This is a genomic window from Streptomyces sp. Tu 2975 (assembly GCF_009832925.1).
Classification (GTDB): Bacteria; Actinomycetota; Actinomycetes; order Streptomycetales; family Streptomycetaceae; genus Streptomyces.
In genome coordinates this window covers 3,934,453-3,961,170 of sequence record NZ_CP047140.1, presented here as the reverse complement: position 1 = coordinate 3,961,170, position 26,718 = coordinate 3,934,453, and the positions used below count along the sequence as shown (strand labels likewise).

Genomic DNA, 26,718 nt, shown 5'->3' with positions numbered 1-26,718 from the left:
GGCTCCGTAAGGATCGGAAGTCTGGATTTCTCATCCACGTACCAGCAAGTAGCTACGATAATGCTACCCGTCGGTAATAAGATGCAACCCCTATCGGGGCAACTGTGACTCGTTACTCTTGCGGGCATGTACGGCTACGACCAGACCCCGGGCGCTCAACAGCAGCAGTACGTGGCTCAGCAGCCCTCCTACGGGGAGCAGCCGCTGTACCCCGAGCCGTCGCCGCCGTCACTGGCCGACGCGGTGCGGGCCTTCACGACGGGGTCGATGGCGGCCGAGGACTTCCAGCAGATCTTCGCGACGTCGAAGGTCTACTGCCCGCGCGGGGACAATCCGGGGTTCCTGGCCCTGCACAACACGCAGCAGCCGGTGATCCCGATGTTCACCTCGCTCAAGGAGCTGCGTCGGTACGCCGGCAAGGAGTCGAAGTACTTCGTGATCACGGGGGCCGAGGTGATCGACCTGCTGCCGACGGGCTACGGCTTCGTGCTGGACATGGAGGGCGATCACCGGATGGTCTTCGACGCGAAGGCCGTCGAGCAGATGGTCGACTTCGCGATGCGGCGGATGTACGGGTAGCCGTCGCCGCTCCGCGCACCGTCGGCGGCCCGCGGGGCCGTGGTCGCGCGCCCCTGTTTGCACGCCCGGGAGGAATTCCTCCCGGGCGTTCTCCGTTTGTGGTGGCAAGAAGTTCATCCTTCAACTAAAGTCGTCGCACAAGGAGGTCCCGCCATGCCTGCAGTGACTGTCGAGAACCCGATCACCCTGCCGCGCGTCGCCGCGCCCGCCGAGGCGCTGCCGAGGCCCGTGCTCGCCGTGACCACGGCCCCGAGCGGCTTCGAGGGGGAGGGGTTCCCGGTGCGGCGCGCGTTCGCCGGGATCAACTACCAGTACCTCGACCCGTTCATCATGATGGACCAGATGGGCGAGGTGGAGTACGCGCCCGGCGAGCCGAAGGGCACGCCCTGGCACCCGCACCGCGGCTTCGAGACGGTCACGTACCTCCTCGACGGAACCTTCGTGCACCAGGACAGCAACGGTGGCGGTGGAACCATCCAGAACGGCGACACGCAGTGGATGACGGCCGGCAGCGGCCTGCTCCACATCGAGGCCCCGCCGGAGGAGCTGGTGACTTCGGGCGGCCTGTTCCACGGCCTCCAGCTGTGGGTGAACCTGCCCGCGCGCGACAAGATGATGGACCCGCGCTACCAGGACATCCGCGGCGGCCACGTGCGCCTGCTGACCTCCGCCGACGGCGGCGCCCTGCTCCGGGTGATCGCCGGCGAGCTCGGCGGTCATGAGGGCCCGGGCATCACGCACACCCCCATCACCATGGTCCACGCGACTCTGGCCCCTGGTGCGGAGATCACCTTGCCGTGGCGCGAGGACTTCAACGGCCTCGCGTACGTCCTCGCGGGCCGCGGTGCCGTCGGGCAGGAGCTGCGGCCGGTGCGGAAGGGGCAGACGGCCGTCTTCGGCGACGGTGGATCGCTGACCGTGCGTGCGGACGAGTCGCAGGACTCGAACACTCCCGACCTGGAGATCGTGCTGCTCGGCGGGCAGCCGATCAGGGAGCCGATGGCGCACTACGGCCCCTTCGTGATGAACACCCAGGAGGAGCTGCGACAGGCCTTCGAGGACTTCCAGCGGGGCCGTCTCGGCACCGTTCCGGCGGTCCACGGCATGTAGTCGCCTCCCCGCCGCCCTCCCGGGCCGCCGGCCCGGGAGCTCCGTGTCCGCCGCTCGTTTTGACGGGGCGTCACCCGTGCGGACCGGGCGGGCGGGACGGGTGCGGACGGCCGTGGTCGGGTGGGGCTGTGCCCCAGTCGAAGCCGCTGCTGCCCGAGCCCATGAAGCGCCTCGCCGCCTGGTGCGTCGTCGCGCTGCTCGTCACCGGGGTCGCGGCCGTCGGGATCTGGCTCGTCGTCAGGTTCCAGACGGTCGTGACGCCCGTGCTGCTCGCGCTGCTCGGGACCGCGCTGCTGGGGCCGCTGTACCGGCGGCTGGTACGGATGAAGGTGCAGCAGTCGCTGGCCGCGGCACTCACCTGTGTCGCCGTGGTGGCCGTGGTCGGCGGCGCGGTCTACATCGTCGTCAGCGCGCTGATCGAGACCGGCGACCAGATCATCGCCTCACTGCGGCAGGCCGCCTCCGATCTCGCACGGCATTTCGGAGCCGCCGGGACCTCGCTCGACGACGTGGCCTCGAACGCCAGGGAACTGCTCGGCAAGTTCGGCGGAACGGCAGCCTCAGGTGTGATCTCCGGACTGAGCGTGGTCAGCGAGATGATCGCGATCGCCGTCCTGGCGCTGCTGCTGGTCTTCTTCTTCCTGCGGGACTCCGACCGGGCCGTCGGAGCGCTGCGCTCCGTCGCGCCGGGCGACGCCGGCGAACTCGTCGAGGCGATCGGGCGCCAGGCCTTCCGGGGCGTCGAGGGCTTCATGCGCGGGACGACGTTCATCGCGCTGATCGACGCCTTGTGCATCACGCTCGGGCTGCTGATCCTGCGGGTGCCCGGCGCGGTCGGACTCGGGGCGCTCGTCTTCGTGGGCGCCTACGTCCCCTATCTCGGCGCGTTCATCTCCGGCGCGGTGGCCGTCCTCGTCGCTCTCGCCGACCGTGGGTTCGTCATCGCGCTGTGGGCGCTCGGAGTGGTGCTGGCCGTGCAGGTGCTGGAGGGACATGTGCTCCAGCCGATGATCCAGAGCCGTACGGTCCACATGCACCCCGCGGTCGTACTGCTGGCGATCACGGCGGGGGCGAGCCTCGCCGGAATCCTCGGGATGCTGCTCGCCGTGCCCGTGACCGCCGCCGTGTTCGCCGCCGTCCGCGAACTCCGGGCGCGTTACGGAGCCGGGGGCGCGGAGACCGGTGGGCCCGGTCCGTCGCCGGGTGCGGCCGGCGCGCCCGGTTCGTAGAGCTCGAACCAGATCGACTTGCCCTCGCCCCTCGGGTCGACGCCCCAGTCGTCCGCCGGCATCTCCGTCAGCAGCAGCCCGCGTCCCGAGGACGCCATCTCGCCCGGCCGGCGGCGGTGGGGCAGTTCGTCGCTGAAGTCGGTGACCTCCACGCGCAACCGCCGTTTCGGGGTGCGGTGTGCCACTTCGGCGACGATGAGCGCGTCGCCGTCGGTGTGGACGAGCACATTCGTGACCATCTCGGAGACCATGAGCACCGCGGAGTCGACCTGTTCCGTGTCCTCCCAGTCGTGGAGCAGTTCCCGCAGGTGGCGCCGGGCGGCCGCGCTCCGCTCCGGCTGCGCCTGGGCGACGGCCATCGCGGTACGGCGCGGGGCGCGGCGGGACGGCTGTCCCTCCCGGCACAGCAGCACCAGCGCGATGTCGTCCTCGCGCCGGTCGGCGAGCGGACCGGTCGTGTAGTGGGACGACGGCCCGTGCACGGCCTGCACCAGGCTGTCGGCGAGGTCTTCCAGCGACGTGCCGGAGTGCTCCTCCAGGACGCCCCGCACTCTGGCCCAGCCGGTGTCGAGGTCGTGCCCGCCGGTCTCGAGGAGTCCGTCCGTGCAGATCATCAGCGTCTCGCCGGGCTCCAGGACGAACCGGGTCGTCGGGTAGTCGGTGTCCGGGTCGATGCCCAGCGGCAGCCCGCCCTCTGTGGGACGCAGCAGCACCGTGCCGTCGGAGGTCCGCACGGCCGGCTCCGGATGCCCGGCGCGGGCGATCTCCACCAGACCGGTGGCCGGATCGACCTCCGCATAGAGACAGGTCGCGAAGCGGGGGCTCGAACAGTCGCCCTCCGCGTAGGTGTCGGTGATGCCGTGCAGGAAGCGGGAGGCGCGCGAGAGCACGGCGTCCGGCCGGTGGCCCTCGGAGGCGTACGCGCGCAGGGCGATCCGCAACTGCCCCATCAGCCCGGCGGCCCGTACGTCGTGTCCCTGGACATCCCCGATGACCAGCGCGGTGCGCCCGGAGGGGAGCGGGATCATGTCGTACCAGTCGCCGCCGACCTGGAGTCCGCCGCCGGTCGGCACGTACCGTGCGGCCACCGCCATGCCCGGGATCTCCGGCCCGAGCTGGGGCATCATCGAGCGCTGGAGTCCGAGCGAGAGCTCACGCTCGGTCTCGGCGACCTCGGCGCGTGCCAGTGCCTGGGCGAGCATCCGGGCAACCGTGGTGAGGACGGAGCGCTCGTCGGGCGTGAAGGCGGCGACCGGATGGCGGAAGGCCGCCATCCAGGCGCCCATGGTCCGGCCGGCGACGATCAGGGGCAGGAACGCCCAGGACCGGCGGCCGAAGCGCTGGGCGAGGGGCCAGGTGACGGGATAGCGACGGCGGTAGTCGCCCGGAGTCGGCAGATAGACCGCCCGCCCCGTCCGCACCACTTCGGCGGCCGGGTAGTCCGTGTCGAGCGGCAGGTCCGTGAACGGCTGCTCGTCCTCCGCGCTGTGCCCGTGGTGGCCGGTGATCGTCAGACGGTCGCCGGCCACGCCGAAGACCGCCAGGCCGTCCGGTGAGAAGCCCGGCATGGACAGCGAGGAGGCGACCCGCAGTACCTCGGCCGTGGACCGGGCCTCGGCGAGGGCGCGCAGGAACGCCTCACGGTGGCGGCGCCAGTCACCGGTGACCGGTGTCTTGGCGGCCGTCGTGCCCGGATGGGGCTCCGCCACCTCCTGGAGGGTGCCGATCAGCAGGTAGCCCTCGCCCTCCGCGCGCGCCTTGGTGCGGCTGCGGACGGTGCGCAGCACCCGTCCGGTCCCGTCACGACCCTGAGCCTGGCCTCGGCGAGGGTGCCCTCGGTGACGGCCACGGAGATGACGCCGTTGATCTCGCCCCAGTCGATGGGGTGGAAGCGGGCGCGTACGGCGGATGCGGGGACGTCACCGGCCCCGGCGGCGAGCTCGATCAGCCGGGCAGCTTCGGCGTCGAGGGTGACCGTGCCGGTCGTGGTGTCCCATCGCCAGACGCCGGTCGCGATCGCGGCGAGAACATCCTCCGTACCCATTGGTTCACTTTATTCCGATCATCACGGTTATGACGTGGCGGAGTGCTGTCGCGTCTATGTCAATGGGCGGCAGCGAGGCCGGGCGGTAACCTTGCAACGGTTGTGCCCACCCCGAATCGCTAAGACTGGATGAACGACGATGCATCGGTACAGGTCCCACACCTGCGGCGAGCTCCGCGCCTCTGACGTCGGAGCCGACGTCCGGCTGAGCGGCTGGCTGCACAATCGCCGAGACCTGGGTGGCATCCTCTTCATCGATCTGCGCGACCACTACGGCATCACGCAGCTCGTCGCCCGGCCCGGCACCAAGGCCGCGGAGGTGCTCGACAAACTCACCAAGGAGACGGTGGTCCGCGTCGACGGCAAGGTCGTCTCCCGCGGCGCCGAGAACGTCAACCCGGACCTCCCCACAGGTGAGATCGAGGTCGAGGCCGCAGAGGTCGAGGTCCTGGGCGCGGCCAAGCAGCTTCCGTTCACCGTCAACACCGACGACGGTGTGAACGAGGAGCGCCGGCTCGAGTACCGCTTCCTCGACCTGCGCCGCGAGCGCATGCACCGCAACATCATGCTGCGCACCGCCGTCATCTCCGCCGTCCGGCACAAGATGACCGCGCTCGGCTTCAACGAGATGGCGACCCCGATCCTCGCCGCGACGTCCCCCGAGGGCGCCCGCGACTTCGTGGTGCCGTCCCGTCTCAACCCGGGCAAGTTCTACGCGCTGCCGCAGGCCCCGCAGCAGTTCAAGCAGCTGCTGATGATCTCCGGCTTCGACCGCTACTTCCAGATCGCGCCCTGCTTCCGCGACGAGGACGCGCGCGCCGACCGCTCGCCCGGCGAGTTCTACCAGCTCGACGTCGAGATGAGCTTCGTCGAGCAGGAGGACGTCTTCCAGCCGATCGAGAAGCTGATGACGGAGCTCTTCGAGGAGTTCGGCGGCGGCCGCCACGTCACCTCCCCCTTCCCGCGGATCCCGTTCCGCGAGGCGATGCTGAAGTACGGCTCCGACAAGCCGGACCTGCGCGCCAAGCTGGAACTCGTCGACATCTCCGACGTCTTCGAAGGCTCGGAGTTCAAGGCCTTCGCCGGCAAGCACGTCCGCGCGCTGGCCGTGCCGGACACCGCCGACCAGCCCCGTAAGTTCTTCGACGGCCTCGGCGACTACGCCGTCGAGCAGGGCGCCAAGGGCCTCGCCTGGGTCCGGGTCGGCAACGACGGAGCCCTGACCGGCCCCATCGCCAAGTTCCTCACCGAGGAGAACGTCAAGGTTCTCACCGAACGTCTGGGGCTCGCCGCGGGCCACGCGGTCTTCTTCGGCGCCGGTGACTTCGACGAGGTCTCGAAGATCATGGGCGCCGTCCGCGTCGAGGCCGCCAAGCGCGCCGGCCACTTCGAGGACAACGTCTTCCGCTTCTGCTGGATCGTCGACTTCCCGATGTACGAGCGGGACGAGGAGACCGGCAAGATCGACTTCTCGCACAACCCGTTCTCGATGCCGCAGGGCGGTCTCGAGGCTCTGGAGACCAAGGACCCGCTGGACATCCTCGGCTGGCAGTACGACATCGTCTGCAACGGCGTCGAACTGTCCTCCGGAGCAATCCGGAACCACGAGCCCGAAATCATGTTCAAGGCGTTCGAGATCGCGGGCTACTCCCGCGAGACCGTCGAGCACGAGTTCGCCGGCATGCTCCGCGCCTTCGAGTACGGCGCCCCGCCGCACGGCGGCATCGCCCCCGGTATCGACCGCATCGTGATGCTGCTGGCCGACGAGCCGAACATCCGCGAGACGATCGCGTTCCCGCTCAACGGCAACGCGCAGGACCTGCTGATGGGCGCGCCCACCGAGCTGGAGGAGTCCCGTCTGCGCGAGCTGAACATCCAGCTGCGCAAGCCGGTCGCCAAGTCCGGCGAGTAGCACGGCACGAGCACCGCACGGACAAGGGCCCCGGAACCTCATGGTTCCGGGGCCCTTCTCCCGTGTCGGGACCCCGGCACGAAGCTCCGTACGACAGGGAGCCCGCTTTCAGCGTCGGCGGCCAGGGCTTCGAGAGGGAGCCACTAACCGGGTCGTTCGACCAGCTCTCGCTTCCCCGTTGCCGGATGAAGGAACTGCTGCGGTGGCTGGAGCGCCCATGGCGGTGAATGGGCGACACGGCGTCGCCCGCCCACTGAGCGCGTGCCCTCACGGAGCAGAGGCGGGTCGCGCGAGAACTGTGCCCGACCGCAGCGGAGTCCGCTTCCGATTGCGCCGTATCGGGGTGGCATATCACCGTTGTCCGGGCACACTGAATGTGCTGGTGATACAACCGATGAACTGTGCTCGCTCGGACATGTCGGGGGAAGTGTGGACAGTGAGGCGATACTGGCGACCGAAGCTCAACGGGCGGCAGCCGAGGAGGCGTTACGGCTCTGGCTGCCGAACGCGACGCTGCACTACTCGGCCATGCCGCAGGGCCGATCCGGTGTCGGGCTCATGGGGGTCGATGTCAGCGGCGACGCAGGAGAGTTCGCCGTGGGCGGTTACGTACTCCGGGTCGGGCCGGACGACGACCGGCTGACCCAGCCCAATGAGCTTGCGGCCCACAACTTGCTGCGTGGTGCCGACCCCGACTTTGCCGAGGCCCACATCCCCCGTCTGCTGAGGATCCATGCCACCGGTGAGGGAGACGACAGACTGGGCGTCACCCTCCACCAGTTGGCCGGGGGCAGCCTGCGACAGTACGTATCGCCCCGTACCCGTACCACCGGGCTGCGTCGGACGGCGCGACAGATGTCCCGGGAGCTGTTGTTCGCATGGTCGGATCCGCGTGACGTCCGGATGACCACGCCGCACGACTTGCTGATCGACATGGTCGGACAGGACCGAGCCGCCGGCTGCCTCGAGTTCGCCGAGTCGTTCTTCCCCGGCGGAGGTACGGTCGAGCGAGGCGGCTACGCCTTCCTCGACCCCCGCGAGATCCTGGGGCCGTGCCGGGGCGGTTCCGTGCCTGTCATGCATGGTCAGTGCCATGGTGACCTGAACACCGGCAACCTGTTGGTCCCGGTCGACGAGCGGGCCGACGCGGACAGCGGCTACTGGATCGTCGACCTCGCAAGGGCCCGATCGGGTGCCGCCGGTTTCGACCTCGCCTATCTGGAGGTCAGCGTTCTGGTCAACCTGATGCCGGAGATCCGGTGCTCCGTCCTCGCGCGCTGTCTGGCGAACGTCGAGGACGCCGTCCGCAGGTCGGTGCCGGACGACACCGACTGGCTGATGGCGTTCCTCGACGAATCACGCCAGGGCATCCAGGAGTGGATCTCCGAGCAGCCGGGCAGGGTGGATCAGCTCAACTGCCAACTGCTGCTGGTGCGGATGATCGCGGGACTGTTGTGGGCACGCCGCTTTGCTCCGGAGAGTCCCCAGGCGCAGATCTGCCTGGCCTATGCAGGGTGGTACGCCCTTCGCTACCGCCGGGCTGGCGCAGCCGACGATCTCACACCGGTGTACGAGTCTCCGGCGGGGACGGAAACACGAGTGCGGGAGGAGACAGAGGCCGAGTTGTGGCAGGCGCTGTGGGACATGACGATGGGCTTCGCCCCGCACGCCGCGCGCTACGTCCTGATCGCCGAGCGGATGCCCGCTGCCGCCTCGGCTGCCGCCCTTGGCCGTATTCCGTGGTCGTTGATCCTGGATCTTGACCCAAGGTCGGACGCCGACGGCCTGCGTCACCAAGCCGGCCCGGTCCTCGAGGCACAGCGCGCGGTTCATCTGATGACCGACAGACAGCCGTTGGTCGACTACGCGCGTGGCACCGCCTGGATGCTGGCGGTCGGGTCCGTTCTGCGCAATGAACCGCCGGACGACCTCCGCAACTGGGGGTACAAGCGTCTGGGTTCCGTGCGGCAGCTGGCATCCTCGTTCCGGCGGGCCGTCGGCGACATCCCGGTCTGCGTGGTGGTCCTCGAAGGCGACGGCCGCAATACTGCGGGCACGGAGCGGGACCGGATGCTGCGGGTGATCGAGGCCGTGGACGAGATGCTGCAGGGTCACGGCACTTTCCTGCACGTCGGTCGATCCGTTCTCACCACGAGCGTGGAGACGACCTCGCTGCCGCTGCCGCTGACTACCCTGCTCGACAGATTGACCGAGACCCTGGGCACGACCCCGGACCAGCGCGACTACACACTTCCGGCCGTGGACAAGAGCACGGCCGCCCTCTCACCCGAGACCATGCAGATGCTCCGTGAGCACTTGGTCGTGCTGTACGACGGTATCGAGTTGACCGTCTCGCCTGCCGGAGGCCGTCACAACGACGAGTTCTGGCGGGGCGGTCTCATCAGCTGGGCCGATCTGGACCTCGGCCGGGACGTTCCCCGTACGGTCACGGAGAGTCTCGTGACGGCCCTGCGCGACAGCCTGGAGCAGCACCGCACGCGTACGGTCCTGCTTCACCACAGGCCGGGAACCGGCGGGACCACCGTCGCACTGCGGGCGGCCTGGGACCTGCACCACGAGTATCCCGTGGCCGTCCTGCCGCACGGGGTCATCGTCGACCGCGCCCGCATCCCCCTCATAGCCGACAGGCTCCATCTGCTGCACGGCCGGACCCAGGTGCCGGTGCTTCTGGTGGCCGAGTCCGGTGACCTCAGCGAGGCGGACCGGGAGGCGCTTTACCAGGAGCTGGCCAGGCGCGGTACACGCGTGACAGTGCTCTACGTGCGGCGCGGGGTCGGCGATGCCGCGGCGGGCGCACTGGAGGTGGGCGAGTCCCTGAACTCAACAGAAAGCCGGGAATTCGAGAGCCGCTACAGCGAACTCGTCCTGGAAACCGGCCGGATCGGTGAGCTGCGACAGCTCTCCCGTGAGCAGTACGAGCAGTACCGCACACCCTTCTTCTACGGACTGGTGACCTTCGAGCGCAAGTTCACCAAGCTCTCCGACTATGTGAATGCCCACTTGGAAAAGGTCCGGGGGCAGGCGGGTGAGGTGATGCTCTACCTGGCACTGGTCACGATCTTCTCCAACACCGGGCTGCAGCGAGAGCTGGTCCACAAGCTGATGCGTCATTCGTCGCCCGCGCAGGATCTGGAGTTGGCCGATGTGCTCGGGGCGGAGGCCGCCCGCCTGGTGACGGTGCGCTCGGGCCGGGTCCGCCTCCAACATCAGCTGATCGCCGAGCAGGTGCTCGCCCGGCTGCTCAACGACGACCACTGGTGGTACTACCTCAAGGACAAGTCGGTCGACTTCATCGAGGCGCTCGCCCACACCACCGATGTGTCATCAGAGCCGGTGCGGGTGCTGCTGCGGCAGATGTTCGTGGACCGGCAGGGTGGCACGGTGGAGGGCGTCGAGGACAGGGGCTACTTCGCCCCGCTCATCGAGCGCCTCGACGTGAACTCGGCGCACGAGGTGCTCAGATCCCTCACCAGACACATTCCGGAAGAGCCGCACTTCTGGAACCACCTGGGGCGGCACCAGATGTACCGGCTGGACCGCGAGTACGACAAGGCGGAGAAATACGTGGCCAGCGCGGTCGCCCTCGCAGAGGACGACTTCATCCACCACCACACGCTCGGCCTCACCCGCAGAGGCATCCTCAAGCAGGAGCTGAAGCGGGCGAAGTCGCGCGGAGTGGCGGCCGTGATGAGGGCGGTCGAAGAGCACTTCGAGCGGACCGTGGAGTGCTTCGAGACCTCACGCCGGCTTAACAGCGAGAACCTCCACGGATACATCACCCACGTCCAGACCATCGTCACCGTGGCGCAGACCGTGAAGGCGGCAGCCCGGGTGAAGTCGATCGCGGAGCTCGACACCGCGGCCGGCGACTGGGTGGCCGGAAAGGTGAGCGAGGCCACCGCGCTCCTCCATGAGGCGACCCAGGCGTACGGAACCCTGGACGACCAGGACAGCTACGTCGTGCGTTGTCGGGCTGACATCCGGCAGTTGTACGGAGATCTCGACTCGGTGGTCGAGATGTGGGAGGTGGCCGTCACGGGGCGGCGGTCGAATCCGATGGTGCAGCGGGCGCTCGCGCACGCCTACTACCTCAGAGGGGGCCGCCGGTGGCGTAACCTGGGCCATGCTGAACTGCGGCGCATTTCCGAACTGGCGCGGCAGAACCTGTCCCGGTACGACTGCCGGGAAGAGGATTATCGGCTCTGGTTCGAGGCGTACAAACAGCTGCCGGAGTTCGACATCGACGAGGCGTTGTCCCAGCTTCAGTTGTGGTCGGACCGATTTCCCTCGTGGCGTGCGCACTACTACCGCTACTGCTTGCTGTTCCATCTGTGGTTCAACCGTCGTAGCAATCATGTGGAGGCCTTCCGCTTCGAGCAGCAGCAGAGCCGGGAGCTGGTGTTCGGCCGTTCCAAGTCGTATCTGTGGCTGGCGAAGGGGCCGCAGTGGTATCCGGTGATCACCGACGGTGACCTCGGCGAGTGGGACCGCAAGAAGAAGTTCTGGAAGAACACGGAGCAGCTGCAGCGGGTCAACGGACTGATCGACGTGATGCGTGGCCCATGGAGCGGCTCCATCAAGCTCGACGGTCCAGTCACCGCGTTCTTCGTCCCCAACCGTGGTGACTTCCTGCCGGACGGCGATGAGAACACTGAGGTCAACTTCTTTCTGGGAATGAGTCCGGAGGGACTTCAGGCCTGGGAGGTACGGCGGGGCCACCTGCCGGGAGCGGTGTCTGCGCGAGATGTGAGCGGTCCGGCCGTCGGTCCCCCCACTGAAGACACCTCCGCGCAGGAGGCCGCCCCCGTACCCACCGAGATGCTGACGGCCATGACCGCGGAGATCCGCGAGGACCAGAAGCTGGCGTTCTGCCTTTCCTTGCTGCGGGCCTGGGAGGAGGTTGGCCAGACGCCGCGGCTGTCCGCGCTGACCGAGCGGGCCAAGGCCCGGTACCGGTACGACGGCGCCGACATCGAGGCCCTCCTGGAGCGGTCGGATCAGGTCCACTACATCGGCGGCGGCGACGACCCGGAGATCCGGTCGGTCGACGCCACCGTTCGGCGGGCAGCTCCACAGCGCACGCGGCCCGCGACCAGGCCGCTGGCCGAACGGCCGGGCCGCAAGGTACTGGGGCGCGTCATCCAGGTGTACGAGGCGAAGCGCAGCGTCATGGTGTCGTACGCGGACGGTCAGTGGGCGAACCTGCGTTTCGAGGACATTGTGGATCCCCCGAGGGCATGCCCCGGCGGGGCCAGCTCCTGTGGATGGAGCGGGAGCTGGACCAGCGTGGTGGGTGTGTGGCCCGCGAGGTGGAACTGCTGCCGCTGACCTCAACCATGGTCGACGACGAGCTGATCGCCGAGGGGGCGCTGAGGGGCAAGGTCGAGAGCGATCTGCGCGACGAGCTGGACGCCTGTGTGGCCAGGGGGGCGGCGCGTGTCGCGGAGGCGGAGATCATCCACTGGCTGGAGGACAGATTCACGGGGTGTCTGCCGCTGGCCGAGCGGCTGGGCTTCAACGACCTCTCCGGATTGTGGAGCGAGCTGGATTGGCTGCGCCGCGAGGGCACGAGCGGCGAAACATTCCTGATGCTCGCGCAGAAGTCGGTGTTCGGCCGGATGAGCCTGCCCGAACAGGCGGCCCGGGCACAGACGACGGCAGCAGCCCCCGCACCGGCCGTATTCAGGGAGGCGCTGGCGGCGGCGGTTGACGGACTGCGGCAGTGCAATGGCGCCGAGGACCCGTTGTTCGGCGACGTGATCAGCTCGCTGCGTGGTTCCCTCGGCCGCAACTTCGACAGGGTCGTCGGGCCGGATGGGGGGAAGTCGCTGCGCGCGCGGATCGAGGCGGAGCCGGGCTGGGAGCTCACGGGGAAGCGACCTCACCACCCGGACCGCGTGCGCCGGACGAAGGTCGGCAGCATCGTCCTTCTGGACGCCGTGGGCGTGATCGAGGCCGACGGCAAGGAACCGACCCTCGCCATGCTGGGCAGCACTTTGCGCAAGCGGCTGGGGGACGACTACGAGTCCGTCGTAGGTCCGTCCCTGAAACGCTGGGTGCAGCGGCAGCCCGGCTGGCAGGTACGGGAGGAAAGGCCAGGGCATGAGGTGGCGAGGGCCCTTGGAGCGGCCGCCCCCGCCCAGGCCGCTGTTTCGCCCCGCGCCGGGCAGCGGGCTGTCGAGGACACACCGGACATTGCCGCGGACATCACGGAGGTCGCCCGGGCTCTGATGGCGCAGGGCAGGGAGGTGGCCTTGACCGAGGTGGGTCAATTACTCAGAAGCCGGTGGGGAACCGAGGTATACCGCCGGGTCACAACCAAGCGTCGGTTGCAGAACCTTGCCGAGGATCACGGGTGGGAGATCTTCGAGCCACGGCCCGATGTGCGATGCCTGCGCGCATCCGACGTCTCCGGAGCGGGCGGAGGGGGCACGCAGTGATGGAAGCCGGAAGGGCGAGGGCGGCCGCTCTGCTGGATTGCCTCGCCGCACAGTCGGGCGCGACGCCGATCACGGCGGAGGCGCTGGCCCGTCAGGCCGGGCTCGGCCCCACGGTGGCGGATTCGGAGGTGTCGGCAGTGCTCGCCCTGGTGAGTGCGTTCGGTGCCATGCGTGAGGAAATCGCACCGGACGGCACCGTGGCTGCTGCAGTGGTCAGCCCCCAGGCGGCCTATTTCCTGCGTGGCCTGGCGGCCTATCTGCGAACCGGTCACGCGATCCTCGACAATTGGGAGCGCGCGGGCGCGGACGCAGGGCCCTACTCCGGCAACCAGGTTCTTGCAGGGCCTCAGTTCCTCTATCTGTCGGAGAGCCGCCGACTGGCTCTGGACGCCGACGCTGTGCCACTGCGGGAAGTGAACATCGTCCAAGTGGTCGTCAAGACCCGCCGGGGGCGGGGCGCGGGGGCACAGTACCTTCTGCAGTACGACGAGCGGGCCCGCCAGTATCAGCTGCCTGGAGGCCATGTCCGGACCACGGATGCCGACCACTGGGCGACGGCGATCCGTGAACTCGAGGAAGAGCTTGCTGGATACACCTATCGACCCGACCGGGACGTCCTCACCCGGCTCGGTGTGATCGACGCCGTCCAGCCGTCCCGTACGCATGGTGCGGTGACCGGCTACCGCGTCACGTTCTTCCATCTGAAGACCGACAGAGACCGTCTTCTCCTGGGCCCGGGGGCGCACTGGGCCGGCGAGGAACAACTGCTCGACCCGGACTTCCGGATCGGCCGCGCCGGCCTCAACGTCACGGCTCTCGCGCGTCTCCACGCTACGCTCCCCGGCGGTCTGGGCGGCCTCCCGTGGAGCCATCCCGGGTCGCTGCGGCGTCCGGTTCGTCAGGTGATCTCGGACCGGCCCTGGGAGGCGGCCGGCTTGGCGGTGGGCGTGATCGGTCTGGTGGTGTCGCTCATCCCACTGTTCCTGTGAGCAGGTGACAGTGGCGGGGGTACCAACGGAGAAAGGGGGCCATCCGGCCCCTTTTCCCGTTGGTCACGCGGATCGACGACCTACGCCTTCTTCGGCTCCTCCAGACGCGGGAACAGGACCGCGCCCTTCGTCACCGTCGCTCCGGCGGGCAGCTTGCCCCACACGCCGGCCTCCTGGACCTTCTGGTCCGCGAGAGCGCCCAGCGGGGCCTCGGCGCCCAGGGAGTCCCACAGCTTCTGGGACGTCTCCGGCATGACCGGGTTGAGCAGGACCGCGACCGCACGCAGGGACTCCGCCGCCGTGTACAGGATGGTGGCGAGGCGCGCCCGGCCCTCCGGGGAGTCGTCCTTCGCGACCTTCCACGGCTCCTGCTCCGTGATGTAGCCGTTGACCTGCTTCACGAACTCGAAGACGCTCAGGATGCCGCTCTGGAAGTCCAGCTCCTCGCCGATCTTCCGGTCGGCCTCCGCGACCGCCTTCGCCAGGCCGTCCTGGACGGCCTTCTCCGCCTCACCCGAGGCCGTGGCGGCGGGCAGCGCACCGTCGAAGTACTTGCCGACCATCGCCGCCACGCGGGAGGCGAGGTTGCCGTAGTCGTTGGCAAGCTCGGAGGTGTACCGGGCGGTGAAGTCCTCCCAGGAGAACGAACCGTCCTGGCCGAACGCGATGGCGCGCAGGAAGTACCAGCGGTACGCGTCCACACCGAAGTGCGACGTCAGGTCCTGCGGCTTGATGCCGGTCAGGTTGGACTTCGACATCTTCTCGCCGCCGACCATCAGCCAGCCGTTGGCCGCGACCTTGCCGGGCACCGGCAGGCCCTGCGCCATCAGCATCGCGGGCCAGATGATCGCGTGGAAGCGCAGGATGTCCTTGCCCACCAGGTGGACATTTGCCGGGAAGGTCTCGTCGAACTTCGCCTGGTTCGAGCCGTAGCCGACGGCGGTGGCGTAGTTCAGGAGCGCGTCGATCCACACGTAGATGACGTGCTTCTCGTCCCACGGGACGGGGACGCCCCAGTCGAACGTCGAGCGCGAGATGGACAGGTCCTGAAGGCCCTGCTTCACGAAGTTCACGACCTCGTTGCGGGCCGACTCGGGCTGGATGAAGTCCGGGTTCGCCGCGTAGAAGTCGAGCAGCTTCGGGCCGTACTCGCTGAGCTTGAAGAAGTAGTTCTCCTCCTTGAGGATCTCCACCGGCTTCTTGTGGATCGGGCACAGCTTGGTGCCGTCCTCGGCCTCGATGAGGTCGCCGGGGAGCTTGTACTCCTCACAGCCCACGCAGTACGGGCCTTCGTACCCGCCCTTGTAGATCTCGCCCTTGTCGTACAGGTCCTGCACGAACTCCTGCACACGGTCCGTGTGCCGCTTCTCCGTGGTGCGGATGAAGTCGTCGTTCGCGATGTTCAGGTGCTCCCAGAGAGGCTTCCAGGCCTCCTCGACGAGCTTGTCGCACCACTCCTGGGGCGTGACGCCGTTCGCCTCCGCGGTGCGCATGATCTTCTGACCGTGCTCGTCCGTGCCGGTGAGGTACCACACCTTCTCGCCACGCTGACGGTGCCAGCGTGTGAGCACGTCGCCTGCGACGGTCGTATAGGCGTGGCCCAGGTGAGGAGCGTCGTTGACGTAGTAGATGGGGGTCGAGACGTAATACGCCTTCGCCCCCTGCTTCTCGGATCCAGTGGCCGCCATGGTCGAAATCCTATCGGGCCCGAGAAGATCGACTCACACGCGTGCCGGGGGCGCGGGCGGCGTCCGGCGCCCTCCGTGACGGCAGGGCGGACGCTGTGAGCGCCCGCCCTGCCGTCACCAGCGGTCACCGCCGGGCCGTGCTCACGGCCGCCAGACCTCGACGATCCCCTTGAACAGCTCCGCGTGCGGAAGCTCGAGGGGCGCCGGGCCGGCATGGAAGAAGGCGGCGTTCTCCGCCTGGAGCTTGCGCAGGTAGTCGAAGGCCTTGGCGTCGTGCTCGCCGAAAGCCACGAACTGCCAGAACACCGGCTTGCCGGCGGTCGCCGCGAGCGCGGCGGTGGCGGCGGTCTTCGACTCGGGGGCCCCGTCTGTCTGGAAGATCACGAACGCCGGGGCGTCCGTGTTCTTCTTCGCGTGCAGGGCGAGGACCTCCTCGACGGCGAGGTGGTAGTTCGTACGGCCCATACGGCCGAGCCCGGCGTGCAGCTCGTCCACGCGGCCCTCGTGGGAGTCGAGGGTGAGTTCGCCGGTGCCGTCGATCTCGGTCGAGAAGAACACGACGTCGACGGTCGCGTCGGCGTCGAGGTGCGCCGAGAGGGCGAGCGCCTGCTCGCCGAGGCGCTGGGCGCTGCCGTCCTTGAAGAACGGACGCATGGATCCGGACCGGTCGAGCACGAGGTACACGCGGGCACGTGCCCCGGTGAGCTCCGCCTTCTTGAGGGCGGCGCCGGCGGCCTTGTACGCGTCCACCAGCCGCGGCGCCCGCGCCTTGACCCGCGCGAGCCCGATCGCGGCGCGCCCGGCGGGCCCGTCGGTGACGGTGGGCTCGTGGGCCTCGGCCCCGTCGGCCTCTGCGGCCTCCGCGACTGCGGCGGCCTCGGGCCGGGGCTCGTCGGCGTCGGCCGCGACGGGCTCGGCGGCGGCGACGGGCTCGGTGGGCTCGGCGGCGGCGGGTTCGGCGGGCTCCGAGGCGGTGGGCTCGTCGGTCGCGGCGGGCTCGCTGGGCGCGGGCTCGTCGGACGTGGTGTCCGCGGACGCCTCGGTCTCGGCCGCCTCGGGCTCCTCCGCGACGGCCTCGGGCTCGGCCACGACCGGGTCGGCGGCGACGGGCTCGGCGGCGACGGGCTCGGCGGCGACGGTCTCCTCGGGCGTGACGCCCTCGGAGGCTTCGGCCTCGGCGGCCTCGTCCGTCGCCGGCGAGTCGGCCTCGGCGGCCTTGTCCTCGGCGACCTCGACCTCTGGGGCCTCGGCAACGGCAGCCTCGTCCGCGGCGGCCTTCTCCGCCGCGGGCTCGGTCACCGGGGCCTCGACCTCGGCGGCCTCGACCTCGACCTCAGGGGCCTCGGCCGGCGCTGCGGCGGCCTCAGCGGTCTCGACGTCGGCCGCCTCCTCCGCCGCGGCCGGCTTCGGCTCGGCCGCCTCGGTGGAGACGCTCGGCTCCGGCGAGGTGCCCTGGGCCGGGACCGACGTGGGGCGGTGGCGCGGGGCCGGGTTGTCGAACGCGGCGGAGACCAGATCTGTCGCCCGGTCGGTGGGGGGCTGTGAGGGGACCGTCACGGTGGACGTGTCCTTGGCCGGTTCCGTGCGCTCGCTCTGGGCCGGAACGGAGGGTGCCGCCGACTCGTTACGCTCATCACGGTCGCGTCCGAACACCTTGCGAAGCATGCTCCGAATACCCATGGGCGAGGCCTTTCACATGAGTTGGGTGCGGTGACTGTCCGCTCCTGCCCGGGGCTGCAAGGCCAGGGCGGACACGTAAGGTTAGCGGCCGCCCGGCGCGGCTCCGGGGAGGGCACCCACCCGACCGTTCCACACACCTCAACCGGGCCCCGGCCGTGCCCCATTCATCCGTCGTTCACCTCGCGTCCGCCGCCGTGCACATGTGCGCCTCTAACGTCATGGCCGGAATCATTCCGACACCATGTCGGCGCAGGTGCGCCGAAGGAGGACGAAGTGCGCAAACTGCTGCCGCTGTTGACCACCACTCCGCACGCGGGCGGACGTTCCGCCCTCACCTGCCGTTACCGCTGCGGCGACGCCTGCTTCCACGAGGTCCCGAACACCAGCGACAACGAGTACGTCGGTGATGTCATAGCGAGCGCCTTGTCGCGCCGTTCGATGATGCGCGCCGCCGCGGTCGTGACCGTCGCCGCCGCGGCCGGCGGCTCGGCCGTCGTCCAGGCAGCCACTCCCGCTGAGGCCTCGGGCCGCAAGCCGAGTGCCGGCAGGGTGGACGGTGCCAGGGGCCTGCGTTTCACGCCCGTCGCCCCCAACAAGGACGACAAGGTCACCGTTCCCGCCGGCTACACGCAGAGTGTGGTCATCCGCTGGGGTGAGCCGATCCTCCGCGGCGCCCCCGCCTTCGACCCGGACCGGCAGTCGGCGAAGGCGCAGGCCGGTCAGTTCGGCTACAACAACGACTTCCTCAGCCTGCTCCCGCTTCCCGGCGAGCGTGGCCGCCAGGTACTCGTGGCGAACCACGAGTACACGGACGAGGTCCTGATGTTCAAGGGGTACGACCCCGAGAACCCGACCCGCGAGCAGGTCGAGATCGCTTGGGCCGCACACGGTCTGTCGGTCGTCGTCGTCCAGGAGGAGCACCGCTCCGGCAAGCTCACCCCGGTGAACCGCCACCCGCTCAACCGCCGTCTCACCGCGACGAGCGAGTTCGAGGTCACCGGCCCGGCCGCGGGCGGCGCGCTGCTGCGCACCTCCGCCGACCCGTCGGGCACCAAGGTGCTCGGCACGCTCAACAACTGCGCCGGCGGCACCACGCCGTGGGGCACCACCCTCCACGGCGAGGAGAACTTCAACCAGTACTTCGCGAACGGCTCGAGCGCGACGGACAAGCGCTACGGCATCGGCTCCGGCGCCACGGAGCGCAAGTGGGAGCGTTTCGACAAGCGCTTCGACGTCAAGCAGGAGCCCAACGAGGTCCACCGCCACGGCTGGGTCGTCGAGCTCGACCCGTTCGACCCGGACTTCACGCCCGCCAAGCGCACCGCGCTGGGCCGGTTCAAGCACGAGGCCGCGCAGCCCCGGCTCACCGCCGACGGCCGGCCCGTCGTCTACATGGGCGACGACGAGCGCTTCGACTACTTCTACAAGTTCGTCTCCTCCAAGCGGATGAAGAAGGGCGGCAGCCGCGCCGCACGCGAGCACAACCGCACGCTCCTCGACGAGGGCACCCTGTACGTCGCCAAGCTGACCGGCGACAGCCCCGCCGACGAGATCGACGGCACCGGCAAGCTCCCGAACGACGGCGAGTTCGACGGTTCCGGCGTATGGATCCCGCTCGCGACGGGCGACGTGTCGCACGTACCCGGCATGACGGCCGAGGAGGTGTACGTCTTCACCCGTCTCGCCGGTGACAAGGTCGGCGCGACGAAGATGGACCGTCCCGAGGACGTCGAGCCGAGTCCCCGCTCCGGCCGGGTGTACGTGGCGCTCACCAACAACAAGGACCGCGGCGCCGCCGGCAAGGCGGGCGCGGACGAGGCCAACCCGCGCAACGGCAACAAGCACGGTCAGGTCCTCGAGCTCGCCGAGCACTGGGACGACCCGGCGTCGGACGGCTTCGCCTGGCGTCTGTTCCTGGTGGCCGGCGACCCGAACGACCCGGCGACCTACTTCGCCGGTTTCCCGAAGGACAGGGTCAGCCCCATCTCCTGCCCGGACAACGTGGCGTTCGACCCGCACGGGAACCTGTGGCTCTCCACGGACGGCAACGCGCTCGGCACCCACGACGGCCTCTTCGGCGTGGCGACGCAGGGAGAGCGCCGTGGTGAACTGAAGCAGTTCCTGACCGTGCCGATCGGCGCGGAGACCTGCGGCCCGATCATCCAGGACCGTCGTGTCCTGGTGGCGGTGCAGCACCCGGGCGAGGTCGACGGCGCGTCCGTCGAGAAGCCCGCGAGCGTCTGGCCCGACGGACCGGGCAAGCTGGTCCGCCCGTCGGTCGTCGCCGTCTACCGCAAGGACGGCGGGCACATCGGCGCCTGACGGGGCAGGGGTTTCACGAGGTGGCGCCCACCTGTGCGCGCCACCTCGTGAACTGTTCGGCGGCGTCTCCCGTGTACGCCCACGGGAGATACGCCGCCCGGGCGCCGAGCAGCGTGAACAGCCCGCCCGCTTCCTGCCGCAGCCCGGCGAGGCACGCGGCGTGCGTGAGGTAGTTGAGCTCCCCGATCTCCTGGGGCGCGACGGGCCCGTCCGTACGCCACAGGACCCATCGCTCCCAGGTGCGGCGGATCTCCCTGATCGCCAGCTCGTGCTTCCAGTGCTGGTCGAAACCGCGCACGATCCGGCCCTGCGCGGCGTCGGCGACGTACCGGTACTCCTCCGCGCGGGCGATCTGCACCAGCACCGGCAGCGGTGAGCCGGGCGGTGACGCGCCGGCCGCGTCGCGGGCGAAGTCGTACATCCTGCCGTGCGTGCCGTGCCAGCGGGCCGAGTGGTAGCGCAGCAGCTGCACATGGCCCTCGACGTTGTACGGGTCGCGCCGGCGCAGCTCGTCCCACCAGCCGCGCAGGTCACGGCGGGGGACCCCGTCCTCGTACAGCCGGGCCACCGTCAGCAGCGACACCCACGGCATGGGGTCGGCCGGGTGGGCGTCGGCGGCGGTGAGGCAGGCCCGTACCGCGGCGTCGAGCCGTGCGCGGTCGGCCCCGCCGCGGCCCGTGGCGATCACCCGCTGGAACGCGCGCACGACCTCCGTGGCGGCGCCCAGGACCGCGGCGTCGGGGCGGTCCGGTTCCGCTGCCCGCCATATCTCGGCCGCGGAGGACCCGGCCGCCGCGTGGGCGAGCAGCCGGATCCGGTGGGTGCGCAGCGGCCAGTCGTCGCCGGTGGCGTGCAGCAGGTCGCGGACGCCCTGCCAGCGGCCGATGACGATGTCGTGCAGGGCGTCGGCCAGGGGGCGGTCCCCGAAGGCGGGATCGAAGTCGGGTACGAAGCGGCGGCGTACGGCCATCTGCGTCACTCCCCTCGGCGGTGCGTTCGTGCGACGGGCCCTGAGTGGGCCCGGTGGCGTTCAGAAGTCCGTGGCCAGCGCCTTGTCGGCGTAGTCACCGCGATGGGGGCCGCGGTCACCGGCGCTGTCCCCGGCGACGGCACGGGCCGCGTCCAGCCGGGCCGGCCGGTAGTAGGCGCTGCCCCGCCGCCAGTAGATGACCATCGGGACGAGCCCGGAGGCGAGACCGCCGAGACCGATCACGATCGACGCGCCGCTCAGCTCACCGAGCGACTCGAAGAAGATCCACAACATGAACAGCGCGCCCAGCAGCGGCCAGACGCCGCCGAGCACGAACTCGCGCACGGACACCAGCAGCATCCTGCGGTACGCGACGACGGCGGCGATCCCTGCGAGCCCGTAGTAGAAGGCGATCTGGAGGCCTATCCCCGCGACCGCCGCGGCGACCACGTCGGCGACGGAGCCGAGCGCCGTGGAGGCGACGAACATGGCGAGGGCGACCACGCCGACGACCGTCACGGCCGCCCAGGGCGTGTTCCAGCGGCGGTGGACAAGGCCCAGCGCCGTGGGCATCGTCCGGTCACGGCCCATCGCGAACAGCGAGCGGGTGACCTGGATCAGTGTGGTCTCCAGGGTGGCGACGGTCGACAGCAGCACCGCCAGGACCAGCAGCTTTCCGCCGACACCGGGCCAGATGGCGGCCCCGAGCACGGCGGGCACGTTTGCTCCGGCAGCCTGGATCTCGCCGGACGTCAGGACGACGTTGACGGCGATCGTGAACGCCTCGAACAGCAGGAAGACGATCCCGACACCGACGAGCGCGGCGAGCCCGGCGGTGCGGCGGCTGTTCCGTGTCTCCTCGCTGAGGTTGCTGGTGACGTCCCAGCCCCAGTAGTAGAAGGTGGCGATCAGCGCCCCGGAGGCGAAGCCGGCCGGCCCGTCGAAGTGAGAGAAGCCGAACCAGGACCAGTCGAAGGCGGTCGCGGCGCCCTCGTGCAGCACGGCGGCCCCGACGAAGAAGAGCAGGATCGCCAGCTCGGTGCCGGTCAGGAGCAGCTGGGCCCGGACCGTGAGCCGCGCCCCGCCCAGCACGACCAGCAGCATCGCGAGGAACCACGCCGCCCCCACGGCAGTGGCGAGGAACCGGTCGTCGGCGAGCTCGGGGGCGAAGAGCGCCAGGGTCATCGCGCCCGCCGGCAGCGAACCCGCCACCATGAAGATCGTCGTCGAGACGACCAGCGCCCACCCGGAGAGAAATCCCAGGAAGGGGTGGAGGGTCCGCCCGACCCAGGAGTATCCGGCTCCCGCGTTGACGTCGATACGGCCGAGCCTGCCGAAGGCGAGGACGATGCCGAGCATGGGGATCGCGCAGTACAGCAGCGCCGCGGGCCCGGCGAGTCCGACGGTGGCGACGAGTACCGCCGTGGTGGCAGCGATCGAATAGGCGGGGGCGCTGCCGGCCACGGCCATGACGACGGTGTCGAACGTCCCGAGGACATTGGGCCGGAGCCCTCTGCCGGAGCTGCTGCGCATGGAAGTCTCCGAATGCCCTTGTGCCGCGCGGAATGTGCCGGCGCATCAGAAAGGGGTCGCCCGTACGGAGAGAAGGCTCCGTGCCGGGGGATCGTGCGCATAGTAGTCGGATGTGTGCACAGGGGTGAGGGGGCGGGGTCCGCTCCCGTCCGCACCGGCGGAGGCGGGCGGGGCCGCTCCCGTCCGGACGGGTCCGTGCCGCGGAGCGGCCGCGGGTCGTAGAGTCGGGACATGGCTGCAGAGGGAGCGTCCACCTCAGGCGAGGGGACCGTACGCGTCGACGTGTGGATCTGGTCCGTACGGCTCACCAAGACCCGCTCGCAGGCGTCCGCCGCCTGCCGCGCCGGCCATGTGCGTGTCAACGGCGACCGCGTCAAGCCCGCCCAGGCGCTGCGCGTCGGGGACCAGGTGCGGCTGTTCCACGCCGGGCGCGAGCGCCTTGTCGTCGTCTCGAAGATCCTGCGGAAGCGGGTGGGGCCGCCGGTCGCGGCGGAGGCGTACGTGGACAACAGCCCGCCGCCCCCGCCCAAGGAGTTCGCCGCCCCGGCGGCGGTACGTGACCGCGGGGCCGGCCGTCCGACCAAGCGCGACCGGCGTGAGCTGGAGCGGCTCCACGGCGCCCGGCACAAGGACTGACCGGTCCGGCGGCGAGCGCGCCGGTGAGTACCCGCGGCCGAGCCTGCCTCACGACCTCGGCGCGGGGGACGCGATCGCCCGCGCCGCCCGCACCTCCTGGCGCAGCGGCGCCAGGACACCCTCCTCGTCGCCGGGCAGATCCGCCCGCACCTCGACCAGCACCTCGCTCGACCGCAGCCCGTCCGCCAGCTCGCGCAACTGCCGCTCGATGTCGGTGACCTCGCCGGCGCCGGGCGGGTCGGCGCCGTGGTCGACACGGACCCGTGCCGCTGTCGTCGCGTCCACGATCCGCTCCGCGGCGACGACCAGCGGCCACCACGCGGCGGCCCGCGCGCCGGTCGGCGGTGGCTCGGTCAGGGCCCGCTGGAACTCGGAGCGCACGGAGGACAGATCGCGGTAGATCCGCCGCCGTGCGTGCGCCCGCTCGGCATGGCCCGTCCCGCCGAACGCGGACGCCACATAGTGCGCCGTGTCCTCCACGCACTGCGCGAGCCGGTCCCCGATCCGGGTGTGCCAGCTCTCCGGCCACATCAGATAGCCGGCCACCAGCACGACGGCGCACCCGATGAGGCTGTCCACCAGACGCGGCAGTACCAGGTGGAAGCCCTCGTGGTCGATGATGTCCGACAGCATCAGGATCACCGGGGTGATCGCCGCGGTCTGGAAGGCGTAACCCTTGACGGAGAACGCCGGGATCAGCGCCGCGAGGACCATCATCACGGGCACGTCCCACCAGCCGCGCTCCACCGCCGCCAGCACCGCGGCCGCCACGAGGAGACCGGCGACCGTGCCGAGCGCACGCAGCACGGCGCGGGAGAACACCGAGCCGAAGTCCGGTTTGAGGACGAACGTGACGGTGAGGGCCACCCAGTAGGAGCGCGTGACCGGGACCAGCGACACCAGTGTCTGCGCCAGCCCGATGCAGAGCGCGAGCCGCAGCCCGTATCGCCACGAGGGCTCCGACAGCAGCACGTTGCGTGCCGCCTGCCGGGCCCTGACGCCGAGCGCCGCGGGCCGGCCCAGCCGGTCGTCCACGCCCGCCGGGTCCGGGTCGGTCCGGTGGACGACTGCCGACGCGTGGCGCAGGGCGCTGTTCACGGCACGGTCGGCCGGCCCTTCCGGATCGGGCAGCACCCACTCGGGTGCGGTGGTGCGCCCCTGTTCCACCGAGTCGGCCAACTCGCGCACCGCCGCCGCGATCCCGGGCCGGCGGGAGGCCCGCCCGTAAAGGTGCGCAGCGGCCGCCGCCTCGACGAGCGGGACGACCACGTTGAGCTGGGCGAGCAGCCGTACCAACCCGCCCCGGCGGCCGTGGTCGCGGGCACGCCGGGCCAGGACGAGGTCGTACGAGGTGTTGAGTGACTGGGTGACGTCCTGACGGCGGATGTCGTAGTCGGTGGTGCCCGCGGCGGCCAGCAGCGCGGCGACGCTGCGATAGGTCGCGGCGACCGCCGCCTGCTCCGGGACCCGGGCACGAACCGGCCAGGCCAGCAGGGTCAGTACGAGGACGAACAGCCCGCCGAGCGTGAGCAGCAGCGGGGCCTTCCACCAGGGCCCCGGCATCGGCAGGCCCGCCCCCACCACGGAGTTGAGCAGGAGCAGCAGCCCGGACACGGAGGCCACCGCGCCGATGGAGGAGATCATGCCGGAGACGAGCGCGACGAGGGTGAGCGCACCGACCGCGACCCAGCCCTCGCCGTGCACCATGATGCCGAGGGTCACGCCGACCGCTCCGAAGAACTGCGGGACGGCGATGTTCAGCAGACGCATCCGGTAGGCGTCGGCGGTGTCGCCGATGACACCGGCCAGGGCGCCCATCGACACCAGCGCGCCGTATTCGGGGCGGCCGGTCGCCAGACCGACGGCCAGTGGCGCGGCGAGGGCGACGGCGGCGCGGCCGACAGCGGCCTTGGGGACGGGCGCGGACACGGGCCGCAGACCGTGCGTCAGCCAGTCCGGCGGCGTCAGGCGCCCCGTGCGGCCGCCGTTGCCGTCCTCGCGTCGTCCCATGGCTTCAAGAGACCCCGAACGGGCCGCCGGGCGCAAGCCTCACCGCGGCCCGCCCCGCTGCGACCGGGGGCCGGCCGTGCTCAGCTGCGGTAGTTCTCCACCTCTTCGGGGGGCCGTTCCCGCACTGTGCCGGGGTCCTCCCCGAACTCGGCCTTCGCGCGGCGCCGGCGCAGCAGGTCCCAGCACTGGTCGAGCCGGATCTCCAACTGACGCAGCCGGGCCTGTTCGTCGGGGCCGAGGCCGCGCTGGTCGGTGGAACGGTCGCGCAGCGCCCGCTCCTCGGCGACGAGGTTCCCGATGTCGTCGATGATCTGCTCGTCGATCTGCTCGTTCTTCTGCTCGTGGTCCATGGCGTCCGCTCCGTGGTCCGTCGTGCGGTGCTCGGTGCCCGGTGCGCCGTCCTCGACGGTGAGCCGGTCACACGGTCACGGCGCGAGGCGCGCATCCACGGTGCCTCCTGACCGGGGCCCGCCGTCCCGCACCACGTACCCACTGTCGCTCGCACCGGCCGTCAGCGCACATCGTGCAGTTCCAGTTCCACGAAGAGCGAGCGGTGGTCGGTGTCCGGGAGGTCCAGGAAGCGGGCCCGGCGCACCGAGAAGTCGTCGCTGACCAGCACATGGTCGATCTGCGTGCCCAGCGGGCGGCGCAGCGCGGCCGGCCAGGAGGGCGTGCGGGCGGCGCCGGCGAGGGTCGCGCTGTCGTTCAGCCCGCCCGCCCGGAGGATGCGGCGGAACGCGGCGTGGTCCTGGCCGGCGTTGAAGTCGCCCGCCAGGACGGTCGGAGAGCCTTTCGTGCGGGCCGCGTGGTCCCGCAGCAGCCCCAGTTCGCGACGCCAGGCGTCCACGGCGTCCGGAACCGGCGGCAGAGGATGCGCGAGCTGGAGACCGACCTCCCGCCCGGCGACGTCGACGACCGCCCCCGGCATGGCGAGCGTGCTGTCCACACCGCGAGCGGGGCGCAACGGATGCCTGCTGAGGATCGCGGAACCGGCGGCGGAGAAGTCCGCCACGACATGGCGGTACGGGTAGTCGGCACGCGGCACGTCCGCCTCGAGGGTGTCGGCGCAGGCGTGGTCGCATTCCTGGACGAACACGACGTCCGGCTGCTCGCGGCGCAGCGTGGCCACCAGCGCCCCGGCGGCCTGCCCGAACTCGACGTTCGAGGTCAGCACGTCGAGGCGGGCGACGACGGGACCGGGCGGCCTTTCGGTCAGCCCGGTGTCGTAGGGCCTGACGAACCATCCCGTGACCGCGAGCACCGCGATCGCCCAGCCCGCGAGGAAGCGACTGCGCGCCGGCAGGGCGAGGAGCAGGGCGGCGCCGGCGGGTAGCAGCAGCCACGGCAGGAACGCGAGCAGTTGCGGGACGGGCGTGACACCGTCCGTGTCCGCGGCACGGCAGGCGGCGACGGCGGTGGGGGCGAGGAGCAGCAGCGCGGCGAGCCATCCGGCGGCGCGCCGCGCACCGGACCCGGCCGTGCCGTACGGGGATCCTGCCCCGTCCTCCCTCGTGCTCTGCCAGGTCGCCCTGTCCAAACCCGCCTCCGAGCCTCT

General features: G+C 70.4%; 16 protein-coding genes and 1 pseudogene. 9 read left to right on the top strand and 8 right to left on the bottom strand.

The genetic code is table 11. The features are described from left to right. Positions 1-126 precede the first annotated feature (126 nt). The 3 genes from GLX30_RS17450 to GLX30_RS17440 all read left to right on the top strand — a co-directional run bounded on the left by GLX30_RS17450 (position 127) and on the right by GLX30_RS17440 (position 2,918). Positions 127-579, top strand: coding sequence for an SseB family protein (locus GLX30_RS17450; protein ID WP_159689624.1), 453 nt, complete (start codon positions 127-129; stop codon positions 577-579). A 153-nt stretch (positions 580-732) separates the two neighbouring features. After that, entirely contained in the window at positions 733-1,689 is a 957-nt protein-coding gene (locus tag GLX30_RS17445; RefSeq protein WP_159689620.1) for a pirin family protein, read from the top strand. A 161-nt stretch (positions 1,690-1,850) separates the two neighbouring features. After that, positions 1,851-2,918 (top strand): AI-2E family transporter, encoded by a 1,068-nt coding sequence (locus GLX30_RS17440; RefSeq protein WP_159695093.1) that lies wholly within the window; start codon positions 1,851-1,853, stop codon positions 2,916-2,918. Here the strand turns inward: GLX30_RS17440 and GLX30_RS17435 are convergent. Further along, positions 2,846-4,962 (bottom strand): annotated as a pseudogene (locus GLX30_RS17435) (SpoIIE family protein phosphatase). The gene GLX30_RS17440 and the pseudogene GLX30_RS17435 overlap by 73 nt on opposite strands. Positions 4,963-5,101: 139 nt before the next feature. Between GLX30_RS17435 and aspS the strand changes: the two are divergent. From aspS to GLX30_RS17415, 4 genes are all read left to right on the top strand, one after another. Further along, positions 5,102-6,874: an aspartate--tRNA ligase gene (aspS, locus tag GLX30_RS17430; protein WP_159689617.1), complete on the top strand. Its 1,773-nt coding sequence runs from the start codon at positions 5,102-5,104 to the stop codon at positions 6,872-6,874. A gap of 357 nt (positions 6,875-7,231) precedes the next feature. Next, on the top strand, positions 7,232-12,223 hold the full coding sequence (locus tag GLX30_RS17425) for a hypothetical protein (protein WP_159689615.1): 4,992 nt from the start codon (positions 7,232-7,234) through the stop codon (positions 12,221-12,223). Further along, positions 12,193-13,335: a hypothetical protein gene (locus GLX30_RS17420; protein WP_159689612.1), complete on the top strand. Its 1,143-nt coding sequence runs from the start codon at positions 12,193-12,195 to the stop codon at positions 13,333-13,335. Before GLX30_RS17425 ends, GLX30_RS17420 begins: the two co-directional genes overlap by 31 nt. Before the next feature lie 137 nt (positions 13,336-13,472). Then, entirely contained in the window at positions 13,473-14,324 is an 852-nt protein-coding gene (locus GLX30_RS17415; RefSeq protein ID WP_244258196.1) for an NUDIX hydrolase, read from the top strand. Between the two features lie 80 nt (positions 14,325-14,404). On the opposite strand, the gene metG is transcribed toward GLX30_RS17415, so the two are convergent. Beyond that, positions 14,405-16,012, bottom strand: a complete 1,608-nt coding sequence (gene metG, locus GLX30_RS17410; RefSeq protein WP_159689607.1) for a methionine--tRNA ligase — start codon at positions 16,010-16,012, stop codon at positions 14,405-14,407. A 141-nt stretch (positions 16,013-16,153) separates the two neighbouring features. After that, complete coding sequence (locus GLX30_RS34360) at positions 16,154-17,665, bottom strand: VWA domain-containing protein (protein ID WP_347879773.1); 1,512 nt, start codon at positions 17,663-17,665, stop codon at positions 16,154-16,156. 300 nt (positions 17,666-17,965) lie between these two features. Here GLX30_RS34360 and GLX30_RS17400 point away from each other — a divergent pair, with 300 nt between their 5' ends. Beyond that, complete coding sequence (locus GLX30_RS17400) at positions 17,966-20,014, top strand: PhoX family protein (protein ID WP_159689604.1); 2,049 nt, start codon at positions 17,966-17,968, stop codon at positions 20,012-20,014. Between the two features lie 13 nt (positions 20,015-20,027). On the opposite strand, the gene GLX30_RS17395 is transcribed toward GLX30_RS17400, so the two are convergent. Both GLX30_RS17395 and GLX30_RS17390 read right to left on the bottom strand, forming a co-directional pair. Further along, on the bottom strand, positions 20,028-20,984 hold the full coding sequence (locus GLX30_RS17395) for a hypothetical protein (protein WP_159689601.1): 957 nt from the start codon (positions 20,982-20,984) through the stop codon (positions 20,028-20,030). A gap of 60 nt (positions 20,985-21,044) precedes the next feature. Then, entirely contained in the window at positions 21,045-22,517 is a 1,473-nt protein-coding gene (locus tag GLX30_RS17390; protein ID WP_159689598.1) for an APC family permease, read from the bottom strand. A 231-nt stretch (positions 22,518-22,748) separates the two neighbouring features. Between GLX30_RS17390 and GLX30_RS17385 the strand changes: the two genes are divergently transcribed. Next, entirely contained in the window at positions 22,749-23,153 is a 405-nt protein-coding gene (locus tag GLX30_RS17385; RefSeq protein ID WP_159689595.1) for an RNA-binding S4 domain-containing protein, read from the top strand. Positions 23,154-23,201: 48 nt separating this feature from the next. Here GLX30_RS17385 and GLX30_RS17380 read toward each other — a convergent pair whose 3' ends face one another. The 3 genes from GLX30_RS17380 to GLX30_RS17370 all read right to left on the bottom strand — a co-directional run bounded on the left by GLX30_RS17380 (position 23,202) and on the right by GLX30_RS17370 (position 26,700). Next, a complete protein-coding gene (locus GLX30_RS17380; protein ID WP_159689592.1) occupies positions 23,202-25,163 on the bottom strand; it encodes an FUSC family protein in 1,962 nt (653 codons plus the stop codon). Between the two features lie 80 nt (positions 25,164-25,243). Next, positions 25,244-25,513: a DUF2630 family protein gene (locus GLX30_RS17375; protein ID WP_159689589.1), complete on the bottom strand. Its 270-nt coding sequence runs from the start codon at positions 25,511-25,513 to the stop codon at positions 25,244-25,246. Positions 25,514-25,674: 161 nt separating this feature from the next. Further along, positions 25,675-26,700, bottom strand: coding sequence for an endonuclease/exonuclease/phosphatase family protein (locus tag GLX30_RS17370; protein ID WP_159689586.1), 1,026 nt, complete (start codon positions 26,698-26,700; stop codon positions 25,675-25,677). Positions 26,701-26,718: the final 18 nt, after the last annotated feature.